20 protein-coding genes are annotated in these 18,702 nt (G+C 65.9%); 11 read left to right on the top strand and 9 right to left on the bottom strand.

What is annotated here, in order from left to right; translation table 11 throughout:
• Positions 1-52: 52 nt before the first annotated feature.
• From NO347_RS05390 to NO347_RS05410, 5 genes are all read left to right on the top strand, one after another.
• The gene (locus NO347_RS05390) at positions 53-1,489 is read left to right on the top strand and encodes an APC family permease (RefSeq protein ID WP_256288626.1); all 1,437 of its coding nucleotides are present in this window, start codon (positions 53-55) and stop codon (positions 1,487-1,489) included.
• On the top strand, positions 1,490-2,383 hold the full coding sequence (locus NO347_RS05395; RefSeq protein WP_256288627.1) for a universal stress protein: 894 nt from the start codon (positions 1,490-1,492) through the stop codon (positions 2,381-2,383).
• Positions 2,384-2,389: 6 nt separating this feature from the next.
• Complete coding sequence (locus tag NO347_RS05400; protein ID WP_256288628.1) at positions 2,390-3,271, top strand: YkgJ family cysteine cluster protein; 882 nt, start codon at positions 2,390-2,392, stop codon at positions 3,269-3,271.
• A 72-nt stretch (positions 3,272-3,343) separates the two neighbouring features.
• On the top strand, positions 3,344-4,336 hold the full coding sequence (locus tag NO347_RS05405) for an NAD(P)H-binding protein (protein WP_256288629.1): 993 nt from the start codon (positions 3,344-3,346) through the stop codon (positions 4,334-4,336).
• Complete coding sequence (locus NO347_RS05410) at positions 4,336-5,076, top strand: DUF7530 family protein (protein ID WP_256288630.1); 741 nt, start codon at positions 4,336-4,338, stop codon at positions 5,074-5,076. Before NO347_RS05405 ends, NO347_RS05410 begins: the two co-directional genes overlap by 1 nt.
• A gap of 64 nt (positions 5,077-5,140) precedes the next feature.
• On the opposite strand, the gene NO347_RS05415 is transcribed toward NO347_RS05410, so the two are convergent.
• Positions 5,141-5,314: a DUF5786 family protein gene (locus NO347_RS05415; protein ID WP_256288631.1), complete on the bottom strand. Its 174-nt coding sequence runs from the start codon at positions 5,312-5,314 to the stop codon at positions 5,141-5,143.
• A gap of 137 nt (positions 5,315-5,451) precedes the next feature.
• Here NO347_RS05415 and NO347_RS05420 point away from each other — a divergent pair, with 137 nt between their 5' ends.
• A complete protein-coding gene (locus NO347_RS05420) occupies positions 5,452-6,441 on the top strand; it encodes a DUF5784 family protein (protein WP_256288632.1) in 990 nt (329 codons plus the stop codon).
• A 143-nt stretch (positions 6,442-6,584) separates the two neighbouring features.
• Here the strand turns inward: NO347_RS05420 and NO347_RS05425 are convergent, their stop codons facing one another.
• The gene (locus tag NO347_RS05425; protein ID WP_121568678.1) at positions 6,585-6,869 is read right to left on the bottom strand and encodes a DUF5789 family protein; all 285 of its coding nucleotides are present in this window, start codon (positions 6,867-6,869) and stop codon (positions 6,585-6,587) included.
• A 186-nt stretch (positions 6,870-7,055) separates the two neighbouring features.
• On the opposite strand from NO347_RS05425, the gene NO347_RS05430 reads away from it, so the two are divergent.
• Complete coding sequence (locus tag NO347_RS05430) at positions 7,056-7,892, top strand: PHP domain-containing protein (protein WP_256288633.1); 837 nt, start codon at positions 7,056-7,058, stop codon at positions 7,890-7,892.
• Positions 7,893-7,957: 65 nt separating this feature from the next.
• Complete coding sequence (locus NO347_RS05435) at positions 7,958-8,122, top strand: DUF6757 family protein (protein WP_175454563.1); 165 nt, start codon at positions 7,958-7,960, stop codon at positions 8,120-8,122.
• 295 nt (positions 8,123-8,417) lie between these two features.
• On the opposite strand, the gene thsA is transcribed toward NO347_RS05435, so the two are convergent.
• Positions 8,418-10,067 (bottom strand): thermosome subunit alpha, encoded by a 1,650-nt coding sequence (gene thsA / locus NO347_RS05440; RefSeq protein ID WP_256288901.1) that lies wholly within the window; start codon positions 10,065-10,067, stop codon positions 8,418-8,420.
• 204 nt (positions 10,068-10,271) lie between these two features.
• Between thsA and NO347_RS05445 the strand changes: the two genes are divergently transcribed.
• Positions 10,272-11,045, top strand: coding sequence for a DICT sensory domain-containing protein (locus tag NO347_RS05445; protein WP_256288634.1), 774 nt, complete (start codon positions 10,272-10,274; stop codon positions 11,043-11,045).
• A 143-nt stretch (positions 11,046-11,188) separates the two neighbouring features.
• On the opposite strand, the gene NO347_RS05450 is transcribed toward NO347_RS05445, so the two are convergent.
• The 3 genes from NO347_RS05450 to eif1A form a co-directional block, all read right to left on the bottom strand.
• A complete protein-coding gene (locus NO347_RS05450) occupies positions 11,189-11,731 on the bottom strand; it encodes a KH domain-containing protein (RefSeq protein ID WP_121568674.1) in 543 nt (180 codons plus the stop codon).
• Between the two features lie 158 nt (positions 11,732-11,889).
• Positions 11,890-12,798 (bottom strand): serine/threonine-protein kinase Rio1, encoded by a 909-nt coding sequence (rio1, locus tag NO347_RS05455; RefSeq protein ID WP_256288635.1) that lies wholly within the window; start codon positions 12,796-12,798, stop codon positions 11,890-11,892.
• 120 nt (positions 12,799-12,918) lie between these two features.
• The gene (gene eif1A / locus NO347_RS05460) at positions 12,919-13,209 is read right to left on the bottom strand and encodes a translation initiation factor eIF-1A (protein WP_049985645.1); all 291 of its coding nucleotides are present in this window, start codon (positions 13,207-13,209) and stop codon (positions 12,919-12,921) included.
• Between the two features lie 187 nt (positions 13,210-13,396).
• Between eif1A and NO347_RS05465 the strand changes: the two genes are divergently transcribed.
• The gene (locus tag NO347_RS05465) at positions 13,397-14,704 is read left to right on the top strand and encodes an amidohydrolase (protein WP_256288636.1); all 1,308 of its coding nucleotides are present in this window, start codon (positions 13,397-13,399) and stop codon (positions 14,702-14,704) included.
• On the opposite strand, the gene NO347_RS05470 is transcribed toward NO347_RS05465, so the two are convergent.
• Positions 14,705-15,040 carry a winged helix-turn-helix domain-containing protein gene (locus tag NO347_RS05470; RefSeq protein WP_256288637.1) on the bottom strand — a complete coding sequence of 112 codons (336 nt, stop codon included), beginning with the start codon at positions 15,038-15,040 and terminating at the stop codon, positions 14,705-14,707.
• A 247-nt stretch (positions 15,041-15,287) separates the two neighbouring features.
• On the opposite strand from NO347_RS05470, the gene NO347_RS05475 reads away from it, so the two are divergent.
• Complete coding sequence (locus NO347_RS05475; protein ID WP_256288638.1) at positions 15,288-16,571, top strand: adenosylhomocysteinase; 1,284 nt, start codon at positions 15,288-15,290, stop codon at positions 16,569-16,571.
• Positions 16,572-16,610: 39 nt separating this feature from the next.
• Here NO347_RS05475 and NO347_RS05480 read toward each other — a convergent pair whose 3' ends face one another.
• Both NO347_RS05480 and NO347_RS05485 read right to left on the bottom strand, forming a co-directional pair.
• Positions 16,611-17,036 carry a GtrA family protein gene (locus tag NO347_RS05480; protein WP_256288639.1) on the bottom strand — a complete coding sequence of 142 codons (426 nt, stop codon included), beginning with the start codon at positions 17,034-17,036 and terminating at the stop codon, positions 16,611-16,613.
• Between the two features lies 1 nt (position 17,037).
• Positions 17,038-18,522, bottom strand: a complete 1,485-nt coding sequence (locus NO347_RS05485) for a sulfatase (protein ID WP_256288640.1) — start codon at positions 18,520-18,522, stop codon at positions 17,038-17,040.
• Positions 18,523-18,702 lie beyond the last annotated feature (180 nt).

Raw genomic sequence — 18,702 nt, forward strand, 5'->3', positions numbered from 1 at the left:
ATGTGATATATCCGAGGCTTCTACTGTTCATCCGTCGAACAGTTGGTGTGAAATGAGCGATTACGACGGCGCGTCGGCCACCGCCAGCGACACGCACGCCGGCGAGACGCCACCGGTGATAACGCCGCCTGCTGACGACGAGGAGGCGACTGTCACCGAAGCGGGGACGGAACTGGAGCGCACGATCGGGCTCTCGGGAGGGATCTCGATCGGGGTGGGAACGATGATCGGCGCGGGCATCTTCGTCTTCCCCGGACTCGCCGCCGGCGGTGCCGGTCCGGCCGCAGCGGCCTCCTTCGGCATCGGCGCGGTCATCGCGCTGCTCGTGGCGCTCCCGACTTCCGAACTGGCGACGGCGATGCCGAAATCCGGTGGCGGCTACTACTTCATCTCCCGGGCGCTCGGCGCGCTCCCCGGCGCTGTCGTCGGTCTCAGCATCTGGCTCGGACTCGTCTTCGCGACGGCGTTCTACCTCGTCGGTTTCGGGAGTTACGTCGCGGCGGTCCTCGCGGAGGCCGGCGTCGCCGTCGGCAACGTCCCGATCGTCATCCCGTTCGCGCTCCTGTTCGGCGTATTCCTGACCGCGCTGAACCTCTTTGGCACGGAGAACGCCGCTGCGCTGCAGAACTACGTCGTCGGGCTGCTGTTGACGATTCTGGTGTTCTTTCTGGGATACGGTGGGCTGGACGCCCTCGGCGTGTTCGGGCGCGCGAGCACGCCGGAGACGTTCGCGCCGTTCGGCCCGCTGCCGGTGTTCACGACCGCGGCGCTCGTGTTCACCTCGTATCTCGGGTTCGCGCAGGTGGCCACTGTCGCTGGCGACATCAAGCGCCCGGGACGGAATCTCCCGCTGGCGATGGTCGCGTCGGTGGTGATCGTCGGCATCCTCTACGTCGCGACGATCTTCGTCGCCACCAGCGCTTTCGGGAGCGAGACGCTCGCCTCGTTCGGCGAGACCGCCATCGTCGAGGTCGCGCGCAGTTTCGTCGGCTCGACCGGTGCGATCGCGATCCTCATCGCGGGGCTGCTCGCGACGATTTCGAGTGCGAACGCCTCGATCCTCTCGACGTCGCGGGCGGTGTTCGCGGTGAGCAAAGACGAGATCATCCCCCGGTTCGCGAGTCGGATGAATCTCCGCTACGGGACGCCACACGTCGCGCTGACGATGGCCGGCGGACCAGTGCTGGTATTGGTCGCATTCGGCGAGGTGGAGGTGCTCGCCGAGGTCGCCTCGTTCCTCCACCTCGTGATGTACTGCCTGATGTGCGTCGCGCTCATCGTGATGCGTCGCGACGAGCCCGAGTGGTACGATCCGGCGTTCCGCGTGCCCGCTCACCGCGTCGTCGCGGGACTCGGCGCCGTCGCGAGCGCGGGGTTGATCCTGTTTATGCAGCCGACCTCACAGATCGTCGGCGTCGCGATTATGCTCGTATCCGCCGGATGGTACAAGTACTACGCCAGCGACGTCCAACTCAAGGGGGTGCTGTAGATGTGGGGTGATCTTCCGGGTGAGGACCTGATTGACGCCGACCTCGTGATCCGTGAACCGCCGGTGATCCTCCTCCCGGTCGAGGTGTTGGAGGGACAGACGATCCCGGATACGGTCGTCGAGTTCCTCGCGCCGGCGGACGTGATCGTCCTCGGCTACCACGTCCTGCCGGAGCAGACGCCGACAGAGCAGGCGAGTATGCAGTTCGAAGACCGGGCGCAGGAGGCCGTCGACGACATCGCGCAGTCGTTCATCGACGCCGGCGGCGACCCGGAGACGCGCGTCGTGTTCACCCACGACCGCGAGCAGACGATCGACCGCGTCGCGGCCGAACTGGGCGCGACAGCGATCCTCCTGTCGAATCCGACCGGCGAAATCTCGGAGGTGCTCGTGCCGATCCGCGGCGCGATCGACGTCGGCCGGCTCGCAGATCTCGTCGCGACGCTGCTCGCCGGCGGTGCGGGCCACGTGACGCTCTGGGGAATCGCGGCAGGCGAGGGCTCGGAGTTCGACGCCGAGAGTGCCGTCGACACCGCAGCCGAGCGACTCCGCGGACGGGGTCTTCCCGCCGAGCAGATCACCACGGAGACGACGACCGCGATGCTGCAAATTCACGACATCGTCGATCGCTCGGACGAGGCCGATATCATCGTGATGGGTGAGGGCCGCGAGTCGCTGCTCGCCGTGCTGCTCGGTGAGGACGCCGAGCGCGTCGCCGAGGGGGCGGTTGCGCCCGTGCTCGTCGTCCGCGACCGCGACCCGGACGCGGCGGCCGCGGATTCGGACGGCGAAACTGCAGACGCGAAATCGGCGACGACCGAAGACGAGACCGCCGGGGGATCGGCCCCGGAGCCACAGCCCGATCAGGACCTCGACGCTGACGACCCGGAGTGATGGACGATGGAACTGAACTGTGAGAACTGCGCCGGCTGCTGTCTCGACTGGCGACCGATCGCCGACTCGCCGTCCGATCACGAGCGGCGCGGTCCCGGCGAACCGCTCGACGACGCGTACAACCTCGTACCCCTGACGCGCGACGAGGTCGCACGGTTCGTCGAGCGGGGACTCGGCGACGTTCTGACACCGCGGCTCTGGCGCGTCGACGGGGAGACGCCCGGCGTCGTCGTCGACGGCGTTCGGCTCGCCGCCATCGACGGACGTCCGGCGTTCTTCGTCGGCCTGCGAAAACCACCGAAGCCCGTCGCCCCGTTCGGGACCGAACCGCGGTGGCTGTCCGCCTGTGCGTTCTTAGACCCCGAAACGCTCCAGTGTCGAATCCACGATGGCGACCTCTACCCCGAGGAGTGTTCGGCGTATCCGAGTCACAACCTCGACCTCGGCGTCGAAACCGAGTGCGAACGCGTCGAAGCCGAGCACGACGGGAAACGGCTGCTCGACGACGCCCCTGGCGAGTACAGCGGCCTGCTGCTCGGGCCGCAGGCGATTGGCGCGAAGGTGTTCGGCTACCCCGACCCCGACGACCTCGACGGCGTCGTCGACCGGATGCAGCGGGGCGAACTCACCGACACGGACCGCGCGGCGTTCGTCGGGGCCGCCGCGGGGTCCCATCCCGGGTCGCTCTCCGTCGACGACGGGCGCGCCGCGGCCGCGACCGCGGACGTACTCGACGCCGACTCGTGGGCCGGACAAGCGATTCGTGAGTGGACGGAGGCCGCCGGAGCCCCCGGTGAACGGGTGAGTGACCCGCCGTCCGGCGACGACGTCGAGGCGTCACGCGGCGCGCCGCAGACGCCGGGCTGGGACGCAATCGACGACGCGTAGCCGTCTCTTGTTTTCCGCAGTCGTCCGACGAGCGGCGAGAACTGTTAACAAGCTACGGATCCATTCATCGGTATGAGAGTTCTCGTAACGGGTGCGACCGGGTTCGTCGGTGGTCGTCTCGTTCCCGCCCTTCTCGACGCCGGTCACGACGTGACGGTGCTCGTTCGGGACGCACCGCGGTACGACGCGCCGCCGGAGGTCCGCGTCGTCGAGGGCGACCTCCTCGAGCCCGGAAGCTTCGAGTCGGCGCTCGACGTCGACGCCGCCTACTACCTCGTCCACTCGATGCGCTCGGGCGCCGACTTCGAGGAACGCGACCGGCGGGCCGCGCGGAGTTTCGCCGACGCCGCCTCCGAACACGGCGTCGAGCGCGTCGTCTACCTCGGCGGCCTCGGCGAGGAACGGGACCGACTCTCCGAGCACCTCCGCTCGCGCCGGGAAGTCGAGAACATCCTCGGCGAGGGCGAGTACGCGCTCACGACGCTGCGGGCCGCGATCCTGATCGGCGCGGGCTCTGCGAGCTTCGATATGATCAAACAGTTGGCCTCGCGCCTCCCGGTGATGGTGACGCCGCGCTGGGTCGAGACGAAGTGTCAACCAATCTTCGTCGACGACGCCATCGCGTACCTCGTGGGCGTTCTCGACGTGCCCGAGACAGCGGGTGAAACCTACGAGATCGGCGGCCCGGACGTGTTGACCTACCGGGAGATCCTGATCCGGGTCGGTCGTCAGCGCGGGCGCGCTCCCACGATCGTTCCGGTGCCGATCCTCTCCCCGAAACTCTCTTCGCTGTGGATCGGGCTGGTCACGGACGTTCCGGCACCGGTCGCCCGTCCTCTGATCGAGGGGCTGAAGAACCCCGTCGTCGTGCGCGATCACCGGATCGAGTCGCTCGTCGACGTCGATCTGACACCGTTCGACGAAGCCATCAGAAAAGCGCTTCAGGCCGAAGCGACGACCCGTGAGGGACGTGGCGGCGCGGCGGCCGCCGGAGACGAGGGCGAAACGCCGACGGCCGACGGCGGGACCGTCTCCGAACCGACCGTTCGGCCGCTCGATCGGTGATGGCCCGGCCGAATCCGCGCTACGAGAGCGGCGTCGAGCGGTACGGCGACACCTGGGTCTACGAGAGCATCGTCGGTGCCGTCCCCGGGATCGACCTCTCGGACCTGCAGGCCATCGCGATCCAGTTGGCGATCTTTCAGACCGGCGTGCTCGTCCTCGCGTGGTACTACGACCTCTGGACGGCCGTCCTGCCGGGAACGGTCGCCGTCGCCGTCGCCGCGGTCGGCAGCGGCGTGATGCGGCAGTTCGGGCGACGGACGCGCCGCCTCGACCTCCCGGAACCGTATCGTCGTCTGCTGTTCGGGTCGAGTATCGAGGTCGTACTCGGGATTCTCGCGTTCGTCGCACTCGTGACGCATCTGTTCGTTTTCGACCCGCGGACCGCCGATCCGACGCTCTTCGAGTGGCTGTTCGGTCCCGACCCGCCGATCCCGGTCGTGTATCTCACGCTCTTGATCCTCTGGGACCTCTGTTACCGCATCGGCACCTCGTGGTGGGCCGCCGTCGTCGCGCTGTGGCGCTCGTGGCGCTACTCGTTCGACGCCGAGACGGCGCACCGACTCCGTCGTCTCGACGCGCTCAACGTCGTCTTCGGCCTGACGCAACTCGCGATGGTCCCGTTCGTCCTCGATAGGCCAGTGTTGCTACTGGCCGTCGGCGGCCACATCGTCGCAGTCACCGTCGTCTCTCTGGCGGCGATGGCGACGCTTCGCGTGACGGCCGCTCCGCTCGAAGGGTAATGTCAACTCCTCTCGGCAGAACGGAGGAGTGGCGTCGGCGACGCTCACCCCGCGTCGCCCGGCCTCACTCGCCCTGCAACTGTTTGAACTGGTCGAGGAGCGCTTCCGTCGAGTCGCCGGAGACGTACTCTACGGACCCTCGATACACTGTCCGGTCGTCGGAGAAGTCCGTATCGACTGCACCGTTCTTCCGCTCACGACGCTCGTGTTCGTCGTCGTCGTATGCGCCCATCGACATGGTACATCATACCGTGAGAGTGTCACCCACATATATGTATCGCCGTCTGGGGGTTTCTCTTCGTGGTTTCGACGCCGTGACAACTCTCGGCCGCTCCGAGGCGACAGTATAAACCGATTGAACCGCTACTGTACAGTGTGGCACGCCCACTACGCTTTCGACACGCCCCCAGCCGCTGGACGGAGGGCCGGGTGGTCGGACAAATTTATCGCGATCTAGATCGGAATCTCGGTGCGACCCGTCGCAGTCCGTGGTTCAAACAGCCCGCCCGATATTCGGGCGAGCGATTCGAGATGGACAACGGCGACATCGCGCTGTTTCTGTGGAACGACGACGAGGCCTACTGGCTCGGGAACACCGAGACGCCGGAGGCGCTCTGGCGCACGGAGAAGTACAGTTTCGAGGCGATCCCCGACGACGTCTCACGGTGGGCCACGCGAGAGCTCACCGCACAACTGCACGAGGAGAGCCCGTGGCTCGAACCGTACCCGCACCTCTCGTGGTTCTTCCTGCCGGTCTTCCTCTCGAAAGACGGCCGCGAGACGACCCGCGAGTTCTTCGACGAACACGCCGCTGGCTTCCCCGACGTCACTCGTGAGGAGGCCCTCGAATTCTACGAGTCGTTCCTCCGTACGCGCGTCTTAGACGACTGGCGGGAGGTGATGGCCGGCAAACTCGGCACCTCCGAGTACCTCGATCTCACGCGGATGACGGCCGCGATGGGGGAGTTCAACGCTGGTCACCTCCTCGTCGACGACGGCTACGACATCGAACCGGAGATCGAAGTGTCGACGGGGCACGCTATCGACTACCGGGCCGAAAGCGACGACGAGTCCGTCCTCGTCGAAGTGACGCGGCCGACGCCGACGGGACAGCGTCGCGCGGGCACGCCGATCGCGGCCGTCCGCGACACGGCAGCGACGAAGTCCGATGGGCAACTGGAAAAACACGGCGGCGGCGTCGTCCTCTTCGTCGACTGCTCGTCGTTCCCAGACGACGAGTGGCAGTCGATACTCGCCGAGCGGCCGGACGTGCACCACCGGCCGGCCGTGGTCTTCCGGCTCAGGCCGTCCGGTCGCGTCGAAGGCTACACGAAGGGGAACGTCCCGCTCGACGTGCCTGTGTGAACCGCCTCGGGGTCAAGTGGTTCGAGAATCTCCGATTCTCGTCATCACGGAAATCGAATATTTCCGTATGACCCCGAGGCACTCGGCCTGCTCAGCCTGTAGAATACCTCGAAAAAAGTCGTCTGTCGCGCTACGTCTCTATCTCAGAAGGACACCTGTTGAGGACCTTCCTCGCCCGTCGCGTAGGCGTCTCGATCGCTGTAGTACCGGCGACCGATGGCCTCGTGACCGAGGCCACAGAGGAGCGCCGAGTGGGCGTCGTCGGCGCTGGTGTAGGTCTCAGAGCCCGCACGAGCGAGTACGTCTCCGAGGCGCGCGGTCCCGTTGGGGAGTTCGATAGTCTGGTCGCCGTACGCCTCGATGAGGTCCTCGGTCGTGGCCGGGAACTCGTGACCGCCGATGAGATCGCCGGTGCGGTTCAAGCGCATTACACTCTACTCTGAGTGCTGGGTATTCTTAATGGTTTTCTATGATGGAATATGAGGTCTCTAAATTCCTTAATCATCTTTAATCGTGGATGGCTCTCACGGGGACTCTTGTCACGGATAGTTTTATCGCGGGTACACTTCACACGGGGCGCAAGGGCTTTGAAACGGCACCGCCGACTCTCCGACGTGACACGGGAACGCGACGACGCGACCTCGGCGGCCGACATTTCACCGGCGGCGGACCTCCACGTTCACACCACTGCGTCCGATGGGACGCTAACGGTCCCCGAGCTCCCAGCGGTCGCCCGCGACGGCGGCGTCGACGTCGTCGCCGTGACGGACCACGACCGGATCCACCCGGAACTGGACGCACCAGTGACGACGCGCGACGGCGTCACCATCGTTCGCGGGATCGAACTCCGCGTCGACGCCGGCGACCAGCGGCTCGACCTCCTGGGGTACGGCGTCGAAGCAACCGAGTCGATCCTGTCGGTGACCAGACGCATCCAGGAGAACCGGAAGCGCCGCGGCGCGGAGATCGTCGCGCGCGCCGAGGAGCGTCTCGGCGTCGACCTCGACGTGGAACTGCGCGATGGCATCGGACGACCGAACATCGCCCGCGCGATCGACGAGAGCGACGCTCCCTACGACTACGACGGCGCGTTCGAACACCTGATCGGCAACGACGGCCCCTGCTACGTCGAGCGATACGTTCCCTCCTTCTCGGCGGGAGTCGACGCCCTGCGGGACTCCTGTGCGGTCGTCGGACTCGCACACCCGTTCCGCTATCCCGACCCCGAGAGTGCCTTAGCGCGCGCCCGCGAACTCGACGCCGTCGAGCGCTACTACCCCTACAGCGACTCTAGTGCCGACCGCGAAGACGGTGCGCTCGTCGACGAAGTCGCCCAGGACGCAGCGCTCCTTCGACTCGGGGGCTCGGACGCCCACGACCGGACGCTGGGCGTGACCGGACCGCCACGGTCGGCGTTCGAGCCGTTCGCCGCCCGTCTGTCGGGCGTCTGACGCCGTTCTCGGTGTAGATAGCCGGGAGCATAGAGTTAAACCCCGAGCGGCACCAAAGAGTGTGTATGAAGTGCCACTACTGCGACCGGGACGCCGCGTACGCCGCGGAGAAGGACGGAATCAAGGTCGGGCTCTGTGAGCGGCACTTCCGGACGCAGGTCGAAGCGTTAGCCGACTCCGAAGAACTGGCCGCCATCCGCGAACAGATCGACATCGACCGGACCGAGTGAGGACCGACGCGGTCCGTCACGCCCTCCGGATCTCTATTCGCTGCCCGCACTCCGGACACTCCTCGTCGACGATCGTCACCTGCGCGTCGCACACTGGACACGCCGCTCTGTAGCAGGCCGGATCGCCCATCGGCCGATCATTCACGCCCGACCGACAAAGCCTTTCTGCGCCGCTATCGCAGCGTCGCTCGTCGTATCGCGGTCGCAATAAAAGAAGTCAGTGCCTGCGGACGTTCGGCGCGCGGTTCGGGCAGAGGGTCGCGGGTGTGGTGTAGGCGTTTTCCTGAGAGGACGCTTACATTGCGCCGCCCATACCGCCCATGCCGCCCATACCGCCCATGCCGCCGGCGCCGCCGGGTGCGCCGCCTTCGTCGCCGCCGTCGTCGCTGCTGCCGCCCTTGAGGTCGCCAGCGGCGATGACGTCGTCGATGCGGAGGATCATCACGGCCGCCTCGGTGGCGGACTCGATGGCCTGCGTCTTGACGCGGAGGGGTTCGACGACGCCGTCGTCCTCCATGTTGACGATGTCACCGGTGTAGGCGTCGAGACCGGCAGCGAAGTCGCCGTCGGAGTGCTCCTTGCGGAGGTTGACGAGCGACTCGATGGGGTCGAGGCCGGCGTTCTCAGCGAGGGTGCGCGGGATGACGTCCAGCGCTTCGGTGAAGGCCTCGATCGCGAGCTGCTCGCGGCCGCCGACGGAGCTGGCGAACTCGCCGAGCTCCATCGAGAGTTCGGTCTCGGAGGCGCCGCCGCCGGGCAGGACCTGGCCGTCTTCGAGCGTCGTCTTCACGACGCCGAGGGAGTCCTCGATGGCGCGCTCGAGTTCGTCGACGACGTGCTCGGTGCCGCCGCGGAGGATGAGCGTGACGGACTTGGCGTCCTCGACGTCCTCGACGAAGATGCGCTCATCGCCGCCGATGTCCTTCTGGGCGACGGAGCCGGCGAAGCCGAGGTCGTCGGCTTCGATGTCGTCGAGCGAGCCGACGACGTTGCCGCCGGTCGCGCGGGCCAGCCGCTTCAGGTCGGAGGACTTCGCGCGGCGGACCGCGAGGATGCCCTCCTTCGCGAGGTAGTGCTGGGCCATATCGTCGATACCGTCGCCGACGAAGACTACGTCAGCGCCGACGTCGACGAGCTGATCGACCATCTCTTTCAGCTGTTCTTCTTCCTGATCGAGGAACTGCTGAAGCTGGTCGGGGTCGGTGACGTTGACTTCGGCGTCGATCTCGGTCTCGCGAACTTCGAGGGCACCGTCGAACAGCGCGACGTTGGCGTCCTCGACGCCGTACGGCATATTCTCGTGGACGCGCTCTTTGTCCACGATGACGCCCTCGACGAGCTCGGAGTTGTCGATCGAGCCGCCGACGACCTTCTCGACGGAGACGTTGTCCGTGTCGATGCTCTCCTCGTCGGCGACCGCGACCACGGCGTCGACGACGAGTTCGGCCAGCAGGTCCTTCGAGGATTCGGCGCCCTTGCCGGTCATCGCCGTCTCGGCGATCTTGACGAGGGTGTCGCGGTCCTCCTCGGAGACCTCGATGGCGTTCTCCTCGAGAATCTCCTTGGCCTTCTCTGCGGCCTGGCGGTACCCCTGTGCGATGGTGGTGGCGTGGACGTCCTGCTCGATGAGCTCCTCGGCCTGATCGAGGAGTTCACCAGCGACGACGACAGCCGTCGTGGTCCCGTCGCCGACCTCGTCTTCCTGGGTCTCGGAGACCTCGACGATCATATTCGCCGCGGGGTGGTCGATGTCCATCTCCTTGAGGATCGTTACGCCGTCGTTCGTGACGACGACAGACCCGCCGGAGTCGACGAGCATCTTGTCCATCCCTTTCGGACCCAGCGTGGTCCGGACGGACTCGGCGACCGCCTTCCCTGCCGAGATGTTCATCGACTGCGCGTCCTTCCCCTGTGTGCGCTGGGAGTCTTCGCCCAGGATGATCATGGGCTGACCCTGCTGCATTCGCTGAGACATAATCAACCGTTGATTGTTTGTGATTCTATAAAAAAGTAACGCTACCGGCTCCAGAAACCCCGACTGCGGACGACGAAAGCCGTGGTAAAGGTTGACATAATGGTGTTTTTATATTCTCACTTCGGTCACGCCTATGCAAAGCCCTATTATCCGAACTCGCCTTACGAACGTTCGATGACGCTCCGGGAGTTCATCGACGAATTTGCGGACGGCGGCCACACCGCGTCCCTCTCTATAGTCAACAGCGACCAGCCGCCGATGGTCGCACAAATGCTGGAGTCGCTCTTCGATGAGCAGCCCGTTTCCGTTTCGGAGGTCAGCCGCGTTCTGTCCGATTCGAACGTCGTCCAGTTGCGCCGCGACGGCAGCGTCGTCGCCGAGTCGGCGTTCAGCGACGTTCGCGACTCGATTCTCGCGGTCAACTCGGACATCTACATCACGGGTACGCGTCCGCTCTCGGAAGTCGAGACTCCCGAAGTCGTCCGCAACCTGGAAGGCACCCGCTTCCGCGTCCGCGGCTACCCGGCCGGCACGAAAGGCAAACTGCTCCTCATCGAAATCTCCCGGTACATCGAGGCGATGGCGCTGCAGCACGGGGTGGGCGAACTTCACACTGGCTTTCAGCGACTCTCGCGGATCACCGACGAGCGGGGCACCGCACGTGCGTACGAACAGCTATCGCAGACCGATCTCGACCTGCACGTCTACGGAATCGGCGATCCGCGTCCGTTCGATACGTGGTCTGTGGCCGTCCACAACGACGACGTCCCGGAGATCCGAAACGGCTGGTTCGTCGTCTTCGCACCGCCTCCGGATAGCGACGCCGAGGGTGCTGCCCTCGTCGCAATCACCGAAGACGACGAGGTGTGGGACGGCGTCTGGGTACTCGACGCCGACGCCGCGCGGCAAGTCGCGTCGTATCTCTGCGACGAACACGGCGCGGCGTAGCACCGACCTTCCGAGCGGCTATCCCTTTGATACCACGACGTATACTGCGGCTTGCCGTTCCGCCGTCGCAGACGCGGCCGCGTCGCTGGAATCGAATAGCCTGATAGTCGAAAAACGAGCGCCTCGCCGATCCAGAGACCGACTCAGCCCGACTGTCGGACGTCGAAGCCCTGCGTCAGTTCGTTGTGTTTCCGTTCGAGGAACGAGTAGACCGCACCGTGGGGAGCCCCGTCGAGGATCATCCCGACGGCCCGGCGGACGGCGTCGACTTCTTCGGGCTGACCGATGACGCCCAGGGTCGTACCCTTGATGACGACTTCGGCACCGGTGAGTTCCTCCATCAGTTCCCGAGTCCGGCCGTTCTCGCCGATGAGGCGGCCTTTCTGTCGCTGGAGGTCGTTCTTGTTTCGCGTGTGCGATTCGAGGTCGACGAGTTCGAACGTCCGGAGCTCGTCGTCGAGGATCGACAGCGCCGCCTCGGGCGTGAATCCGCGCCCGATCGCCCGAACCACGTCGGGGGCGAGCATTCCGCTCACGGGATCGCCGACGTCGTCGATGGCGACCGCCCCGCTCTCGGAGTCGATGTCGAGACGTACTTCGGCCCGGCGTTCGATCTCGCGCATCGTCTCACCACCCTCGCCGATGAGGACGCCGATGCGGTCCTGCGGGACCTTTACGTGTTTCATACACCCCGCTACCCGGCGGAACGGTTTAAGAGTTTGTTCGAGAATGTACCGCGGTCACATGCCCTGTAGTAGCGTTTGCACCTGATTGCACAGCCGATCGCACGGCTGCGTGCGAGTCGGTGCGTGAAGACTTGCAAACGCTACTGTAGCAACCCCATTCAGGAGCCAGCGTCGTCCGGATTCTCGGGTGTCCCGGACGGCTCCGGCTCGACTTCGGTGACGAAGTCGTAGAGGTCCGTCCCGCTCACCTCGATGCCCTGTCGACTGAAGAACGCGGCCACGTTGCGGCAGTCCCGGCGGAGGAACTCGTCGGCGTTCGGGTGATGGATCGTCACCGCCTGTCCGAGGTCGATCACGACGAGTTCGCCGTCGTGGATGATCATATTGTACTCCGAGAGGTCGCCGTGGACGAGCCCCGCCGAGTAGAGCCGCCGCATATATTCGCGCACGACTTCGTAGGCCGTCTCGGGGTTCTCCACGTCGACTTCGGCCAGTCGCCGGGCGCGGTCTTCGACGAGCCCGACGAGTTCCATCACGAGGACGTTGCGTTCGACGGCGATCGGTTCGGGGACGCGAACGCCTGCTTCTCGCGCCCGTTTGAGATTCGCGAACTCCTTGCGGGTCCACGCGAGCACGATCTGCTTTTTGTCGTTGCCGAGCCCCTCGAACCGGGGGTCCCCTTCCAGGTACTCGCGCATCTGCCGGAAGTTCGAGGCGTTGATGCGGTAGATCTTGACGGCGACGTCGCGCTCCTCGTCGTCTTTCCTCCCGAGTGCTTCGTAGACGTTCGCCTCTTTGCCGGTCGAGATCGGTCCGCCGAAGGCGTCGACGTAGCCGTCCTGGACGAGTTTGTAGATCGCCGCGAACGTGGCGTCGTCGAAGACCGACTGCTCGACTTTGAACTGATCGGCGTCCTTCAGGCGCTTGCGGAACTCGTCGAACTCGCGGTCCCGACGCCGGGCGATCCGATCGGCCTCGGTGTCGGTGACGTCGATCTCTTCCCACTCGTCGCCCACACCCTCGGCCTCCTCGGGCTCCAGAAATCCGTACTCGTCTGGATCACTCATCGGTGTGGGTTGGGGGCTCGGTCTGAATCGCTGTACGAAAAGACGGCGTCGGCGTCGATCCCGGCCACGGACTCCACTCCGTCGAGAACGCCCCGCGTCGGGTCCACGCCGACACTCGGATCACTGGATGTGTCCTTCCTCGCGGAGCTGGTCGGCCTCGGACTTCTCGTAGCGCCAGGTGATGTCCCCTTTTTCGTCCTGCCAGTCCCACGGTTCGACGAGGACGACGTCGTCCTCGCGGATCCAGATGCGCTTTTGCATCCGGCCGGGGATTCGTGCGGTGCGCTCGACGCCGTCGGCACACCGGACTTTCACGCGGTTCGCCCCGAGCATATTCGTGACGACGGCGAACACCTCGTCGTCGTCGGGCATCCGGAGGTCACGTCGCCCCCCGTTCTCGTCGTCGCTCATACGCGGGCGTTCGTCGCGCCCCGGTTTAAGTTCTGCGAGAGGCGTCGTAACCGACGCTCCAGAACGATTTCGTCTATGCGCTCCTGGTCGGTCGTGTCCCCGAACGGCCTCAGGCGACGGTTGGCCAGCCGTTTCCGAACGAAACCCAGACGACAGTGTCATACGCGCGCCGTCGGTACCGGCGTGTATGGATTCCGATACGCTCCTCGTCGCCGGTGGCCGGGTGCTCCGCCCCGACGGCGACGTCGTGGACGCAGACGTGCTGATCGACCGCACGGCCGGCCGGATCGAGGCCGTCGGCTCGAAGCTGGCGACCGAACACGACGCCGACGAGACGCTCGACGCCTCGGGCGGACTCGTGATGCCCGGGTTAGTCAACGCACACACCCACGTCGCGATGACGCTTCTCCGGGGCTACGCCGACGACAAGCCGCTCGACGCGTGGCTCCGCGAGGACATCTGGCCCGCAGAGGCAGCGCTCACTGCCGAGGACGTCCGCGCCGGCACCGAACTCGGCCTCGTCGAGATGATTCGCTCGGGGACGACGACGTTCGCGGATATGTACTTCCACGTCCCCGAGATCGTCGAGGCCGTCGACGAGGCGGGAATGCGCGCCCGCGTCGGTCACGGCGTCGTTACCGTCGGAAAGGACGAGGCGGAGGCCCGCGCAGACGTTCAGGAGAGCCTCGACGTCGCTCGCGAGTACGACGGCGCCGCCGACGGTCGGATCCGAACGGCCGTGATGCCGCACTCGCTGACGACCGTCGACGAGGACCTCCTACGGGAGGCCGTCACCGACGCGCACGACGCCGGCATCCCGATCCACACACACGCCAACGAGACTCGGGACGAAGTCGAGCCGATCGTCGCCGAGCGCGACGAGCGTCCCCTCGCGTACGCCGACGACGTCGGTCTCCTCTCGGATTCGGACTTCCTCGCGCACGGCGTCCACGTCGACGAGAGCGAGATCGACCTGCTGGCCGAGCGTGGCACGGCGGTCGTCCACTGCCCGGCGTCGAATATGAAACTCGCCTCCGGGATTGCACCGGTGCAGAAACTGCTCGACGCGGGCGTGACGGTCGGTCTCGGCACCGACGGCGCCGCCTCGAACAACGACCTCGACCTCTTCGACGAACTCCGCGACGCCGCGATGATCGGCAAACTCGGGGCCGACGATGCCTCGGCCGTCCCCGCGGAAGCGGCCGTACAGATGGCGACGCAGGGCGGCGCCGAGGCGCTTTCGCTCCCTGGTGGCCGCGTGGAGGCCGGCGCCGCCGCGGATCTCGCGATTATCGACCTCGACGCGCCGCACCTCGCGCCCGCGCACGATCTCGTGAGCCATCTGGCGTACGCCGTCCGCGGATCAGACGTCCGCCATACGGTCTGTGACGGACAGATCCTGATGCAGGATCGCGAACTCACGACCCTCGACGAAAAGCAGGTCGTCGAGACGGCGCGACGACGCGCGGTCGACCTCGTCGCGCGCGCGGAGTGATCACTCGGAGACGACGTCGACGCCGTCGTCCGTGACCGAGACGGTCAGCGATTCGATCGACCGCTCGTAGACGCTCGCGTGCCGCCCGTTCTCGACGTCCACGCGGACGGTCTCTTCCAGTAACCCCGCGTCGACGAGTTTGCTGGTCTCCCGATACACCGTCGACAGCGGTACGCCGGACCGATCGCTGAGTTCGCAGGCCGTGGCTGGCCGCCCTGCCGCTCGGAGGAGAGCGACGCCGGTATCGCTCGCCAAAAGCGTGAGCGCCTTCGACCGCGGTAGCGTGGTTTCAGCGCCGCCCTCGCCACGACGCTGCTCACCATCAGGTGCAGACATCTACAACGACTATTGTGGGCCACGAGTCTTGAAAGATTCTGCCGCGCGCTGTCGAATCGACTGCTGATATCGTAGCATTTGCAAGTCTTCACGCACCCGAGCAGACGCTGCGTGCGCTCGGGTGCGCAATCAGTTGCAAATGCGACTGTAGGTCCGGTTTTGGCCGGCGCTTGTCGTGGCCGACCGCTTCCACGCAACAAAATAGGGGTTCGGTAGCGTTTTGCCGCACCTGACCGAACGCCGGGGTATGAGTACGTACCCGCCTATCGGAGAGCAACTCGACGACTTCGAGTCCGCTCGCGAAGAGGGCCGTCGGAAGATGGACTGGGCGCTCCAGCATATGCCCATCCTCCGGGAACTGCGCGAGCAGTTCCGAGAGTCGAAACCGCTCGCCGGGCAGACGATCGGGATGGCGATGCACGTCGAGGCCAAAACCGCGAACCTCGTCGAACTCCTCGCGCTCGGCGGCGCCGAGGTCGCCATCACCGGCTGTAATCCCCTCTCGACGCACGACGACGTGAGCGCGGCGCTCGACGCCAACGACGACATCACCTCCTACGCCAAGCGCGGCGTCGGCGAGGACGACTATTACGCCGCCATCGAGTCGGTCGTCGACCACGAGCCGACGATCACCGTCGACGACGGGATGGATATGGTCTACGCCATCCACGAGGACTACCCCGAACTCATCGACACGATCGTCGGCGGGGCCGAGGAGACGACGACCGGCGTCCACCGACTGCGCGCGATGGACGACGACGGCGAACTCCGCTATCCGGTCTTCGCCGTCAACGACACGCCGATGAAGCGCCTCTTCGACAACGTCCACGGCACCGGCGAGTCCTCGCTCGCGACGATCGCGATGACGACGAACCTCTCCTACGCCGGCAAGAACGTCGTCGTCGCCGGCTACGGCTACTGCGGGAAGGGCGTCGCGAAGAAGGCCGCCGGCCAGAACGCGAACGTCATCGTCACCGAGGTCGAACCGCGCCGCGCGCTGGAAGCGCATATGGAAGGCTACGACGTGATGCCGATGAACGAGGCCGCCGAGATCGGCGACGTGTTCGTCACGACGACCGGCAACCGCGACGTCATCACCCGCGAAGACTTCGAGGTGATGGACGACGGCGTCCTGCTCGCGAACGCCGGCCACTTCGACGTCGAGATCGACCTCGACGCGCTCTCGGACCTCGCGGTCGACGAGTACGAGGCTCGCGACGGCGTCCGCGCCTACGAGATGGCCGACGGCCGCCGTCTCAACGTCATCGCCGAGGGCCGTCTGGTCAACCTCGCCTCTCCGATCGCGCTCGGCCATCCCGTGGAGGTGATGGACCAGTCGTTCGGTATTCAGGCGGTCTGTGTCCGCGAACTCGTCGAACACGGCGAGGAGTACGACGCCGGCGTCCACGACGTCCCCGACGACCTCGACCGGGAGGTCGCAGAGATCAAACTCGACGCCGAGGGCGTCGACATCGACTCGCTGACGGAGACGCAGGCGGAGTATATGGATAGCTGGAGTCACGGCACATAGCCGTCTCGCCGACCGCGCGGGCTGCCCCGCACTCGATTGCTACTGACCCCACGTCCACTTCGCGTCGAGAACGTAGCGATAGATCCCGCTCATCAGGATCGCGGCGCCGTTCGCGACCAGATACGGGATGGCTCGCCACTCGACGAGCAGATACAGCACCGCGAGTTGGATCGGAATCGCCGTCCCGCGGACGACGTTCGTCTTGAGGAGTCCGAACAGATACTCCGCAGTCCCGGTGTTCTGGGTCGCCTGAAACGTCCAGGCGTTGTTGAGGACGTACGAGAGCACGATCGTGATCTCGATCGCGATCACCGCGCCGACGAGGTAGTACAGGCCGACAGTGTCGACGAACAGCCACAGCAGCAGCATCTGAATCCCGGCGGTGACGGCTCCGACGATGACGAATCGCCGGAGCTGCAGCGCGAGCGGACCGCTATGGAGATTGCGTAAGAAGCTCCGGATCATCTTATCGGTAGCCGAGCGCCTCCAATCGGGCTTCGAGATTTTCGTCGACCGCGTCGGTCTCTTCGCCGGTTGCGTTCGCCTCGCCCTCGCGGAGCAGTTCGACGTGGGCGTCGACGAGCGGTCGGAAGCGGTCGACGACGCGCCGTGCCTCGCTCCCGTCGACAGCGTCGTCGTCACCCGCGTCGTCCCCCGCGTCGCCATCGATGCCGGCCGCGAGGTCCGTCTGCTGATCGGGATCGTCGGGGCGGTAGTACAGTTCGTGGGTGTCCGCGTCGACGTTTCGGATGTAGGTCCACTCCCGGTCGCGGACGCTCACCAGCAGATCACCGTCCGCGAGCGATCGCGGGATCGGCTGGGCCGTCACCTCCTCGTCGCGAACGGTGACCGAGACGACCGGCTCGTCTGCCGGCGGGTCGCCGTCGAGTACAGACGAGGTGAGCGACGTGCCGCTCCAGCTGTCGGGGGCGTCGACGCCCAACAACTCCGTCACGGTCGGCGGGATGGCGTCGAGACCGACCTGACGGTCGATCCGTCGCCCCGCTGCGCCCGGCACGTCGACGATGAGCGGGACGTTGATCAGCTCGTCGTACAGCTTCGGGTAGTGCGCGAGGTGGCCGTGTTCCTGGAACTCCTCGCCGTGGTCGCCCGCGACGATGATCGCCGTCTCGTCGTCGAGGCCGTTCGCGGCGAGTTCGTCCAGCAGTCGCCCGACGCTGGCGTCGACCTGCCGCGCGGCCGCCTGATAGAGCGTCCGCAGTTCGGCGAGGGTTCGTTCCCCGACCTCCCAGCCGAGGCCGGTCCGCGTGTGTGCGTGTAGCATTCGATGGGTGCCGAGCAGGCCCGAGGAGACCTCTCGGATGTACCGCGGCGCCGGGACGTACGGCGTGTGGGTGTCCATATAGTGAATCCAGAGGAAGAACGGCTCGGAGGCGTCTTCGAGAAAGTCGCTCGCGGCGTGTTCGACGTCGAACATCCGCGAGGTGTCGAGGAAGGGTCGGTCGTCGACGTTGCCGGCGAGTCGCGATTTGATCCGTCTGATCGGTGAGGCGGCGAACTGGAGCCACGCTTCGACCGTCGGATGTGTGGCGAGATACCGACTGTAGAGGCTGGACCCGACGCTCGCGACGAACGGCTCGAACTCGTCGAATCCGTCGTCGTAGCCCCAAAACGACGTGAGAAAGCCGTTGGCGGCGTTGAAGCCGCCGGTCGCGACACCCGAATCAGACAGCGCCCGTGCGAGCGTCGGCACGTCTTCGACGCCGATATCGCCCGAATCGGCGAACACCGGACGAGACGCCAGAATCGACGGAAAGGAGAACGGCGTCCAGTTCCCGGTCGCGAAAGCCCGCTCGAAGACCGTGCCGCGTTCGGCGAGGCCGTCGATCACGGGCGTGTGTCGGCTCGAATCGTACGTCCCGAGAGCGTCCGCTCGGAGGGAATCGACGGTGACGAGTACGACGTTCGAGACCGAAGTGTCTGCGTCCATATGTGAGTCGCTGATGGTACTCCGACGGCTGATCGCCCGCCGGCGGATACGCGTATTAGTGGATTGATGGTATGTTAAACATATATACCCGCGGATTTCTCGCGGCGGTGCTCGAAGGAGTCGCCCGTATGTCAGACGTTCCCGACGAATCCGCAGCGGGGCGGTCCGGTGTCGTCCGGT

The sequence above is a fragment of the Halobellus inordinatus genome, assembly GCF_024464655.1.
Classification (GTDB): domain Archaea; phylum Halobacteriota; class Halobacteria; order Halobacteriales; family Haloferacaceae; genus Haloquadratum; species Haloquadratum inordinatus.

Coding starts and splice junctions, on each gene's coding strand:
- NO347_RS05390 (WP_256288626.1), top strand. CDS start 53: ATGAGCGATTACGACGGCGCGTCGGCCACCGCCAGCGACACGCACGCC.
- NO347_RS05395 (WP_256288627.1), top strand. CDS start 1,490: ATGTGGGGTGATCTTCCGGGTGAGGACCTGATTGACGCCGACCTCGTG.
- NO347_RS05400 (WP_256288628.1), top strand. CDS start 2,390: ATGGAACTGAACTGTGAGAACTGCGCCGGCTGCTGTCTCGACTGGCGA.
- NO347_RS05405 (WP_256288629.1), top strand. CDS start 3,344: ATGAGAGTTCTCGTAACGGGTGCGACCGGGTTCGTCGGTGGTCGTCTC.
- NO347_RS05410 (WP_256288630.1), top strand. CDS start 4,336: ATGGCCCGGCCGAATCCGCGCTACGAGAGCGGCGTCGAGCGGTACGGC.
- NO347_RS05415 (WP_256288631.1), bottom strand. CDS start 5,314: ATGTCGATGGGCGCATACGACGACGACGAACACGAGCGTCGTGAGCGG.
- NO347_RS05425 (WP_121568678.1), bottom strand. CDS start 6,869: ATGCGCTTGAACCGCACCGGCGATCTCATCGGCGGTCACGAGTTCCCG.
- NO347_RS05435 (WP_175454563.1), top strand. CDS start 7,958: ATGAAGTGCCACTACTGCGACCGGGACGCCGCGTACGCCGCGGAGAAG.
- thsA (WP_256288901.1), bottom strand. CDS start 10,067: ATGATCATCCTGGGCGAAGACTCCCAGCGCACACAGGGGAAGGACGCG.
- NO347_RS05445 (WP_256288634.1), top strand. CDS start 10,272: ATGACGCTCCGGGAGTTCATCGACGAATTTGCGGACGGCGGCCACACC.
- NO347_RS05450 (WP_121568674.1), bottom strand. CDS start 11,731: ATGAAACACGTAAAGGTCCCGCAGGACCGCATCGGCGTCCTCATCGGC.
- rio1 (WP_256288635.1), bottom strand. CDS start 12,798: ATGAGTGATCCAGACGAGTACGGATTTCTGGAGCCCGAGGAGGCCGAG.
- eif1A (WP_049985645.1), bottom strand. CDS start 13,209: ATGAGCGACGACGAGAACGGGGGGCGACGTGACCTCCGGATGCCCGAC.
- NO347_RS05465 (WP_256288636.1), top strand. CDS start 13,397: ATGGATTCCGATACGCTCCTCGTCGCCGGTGGCCGGGTGCTCCGCCCC.
- NO347_RS05470 (WP_256288637.1), bottom strand. CDS start 15,040: ATGTCTGCACCTGATGGTGAGCAGCGTCGTGGCGAGGGCGGCGCTGAA.
- NO347_RS05475 (WP_256288638.1), top strand. CDS start 15,288: ATGAGTACGTACCCGCCTATCGGAGAGCAACTCGACGACTTCGAGTCC.
- NO347_RS05480 (WP_256288639.1), bottom strand. CDS start 17,036: ATGATCCGGAGCTTCTTACGCAATCTCCATAGCGGTCCGCTCGCGCTG.
- NO347_RS05485 (WP_256288640.1), bottom strand. CDS start 18,522: ATGGACGCAGACACTTCGGTCTCGAACGTCGTACTCGTCACCGTCGAT.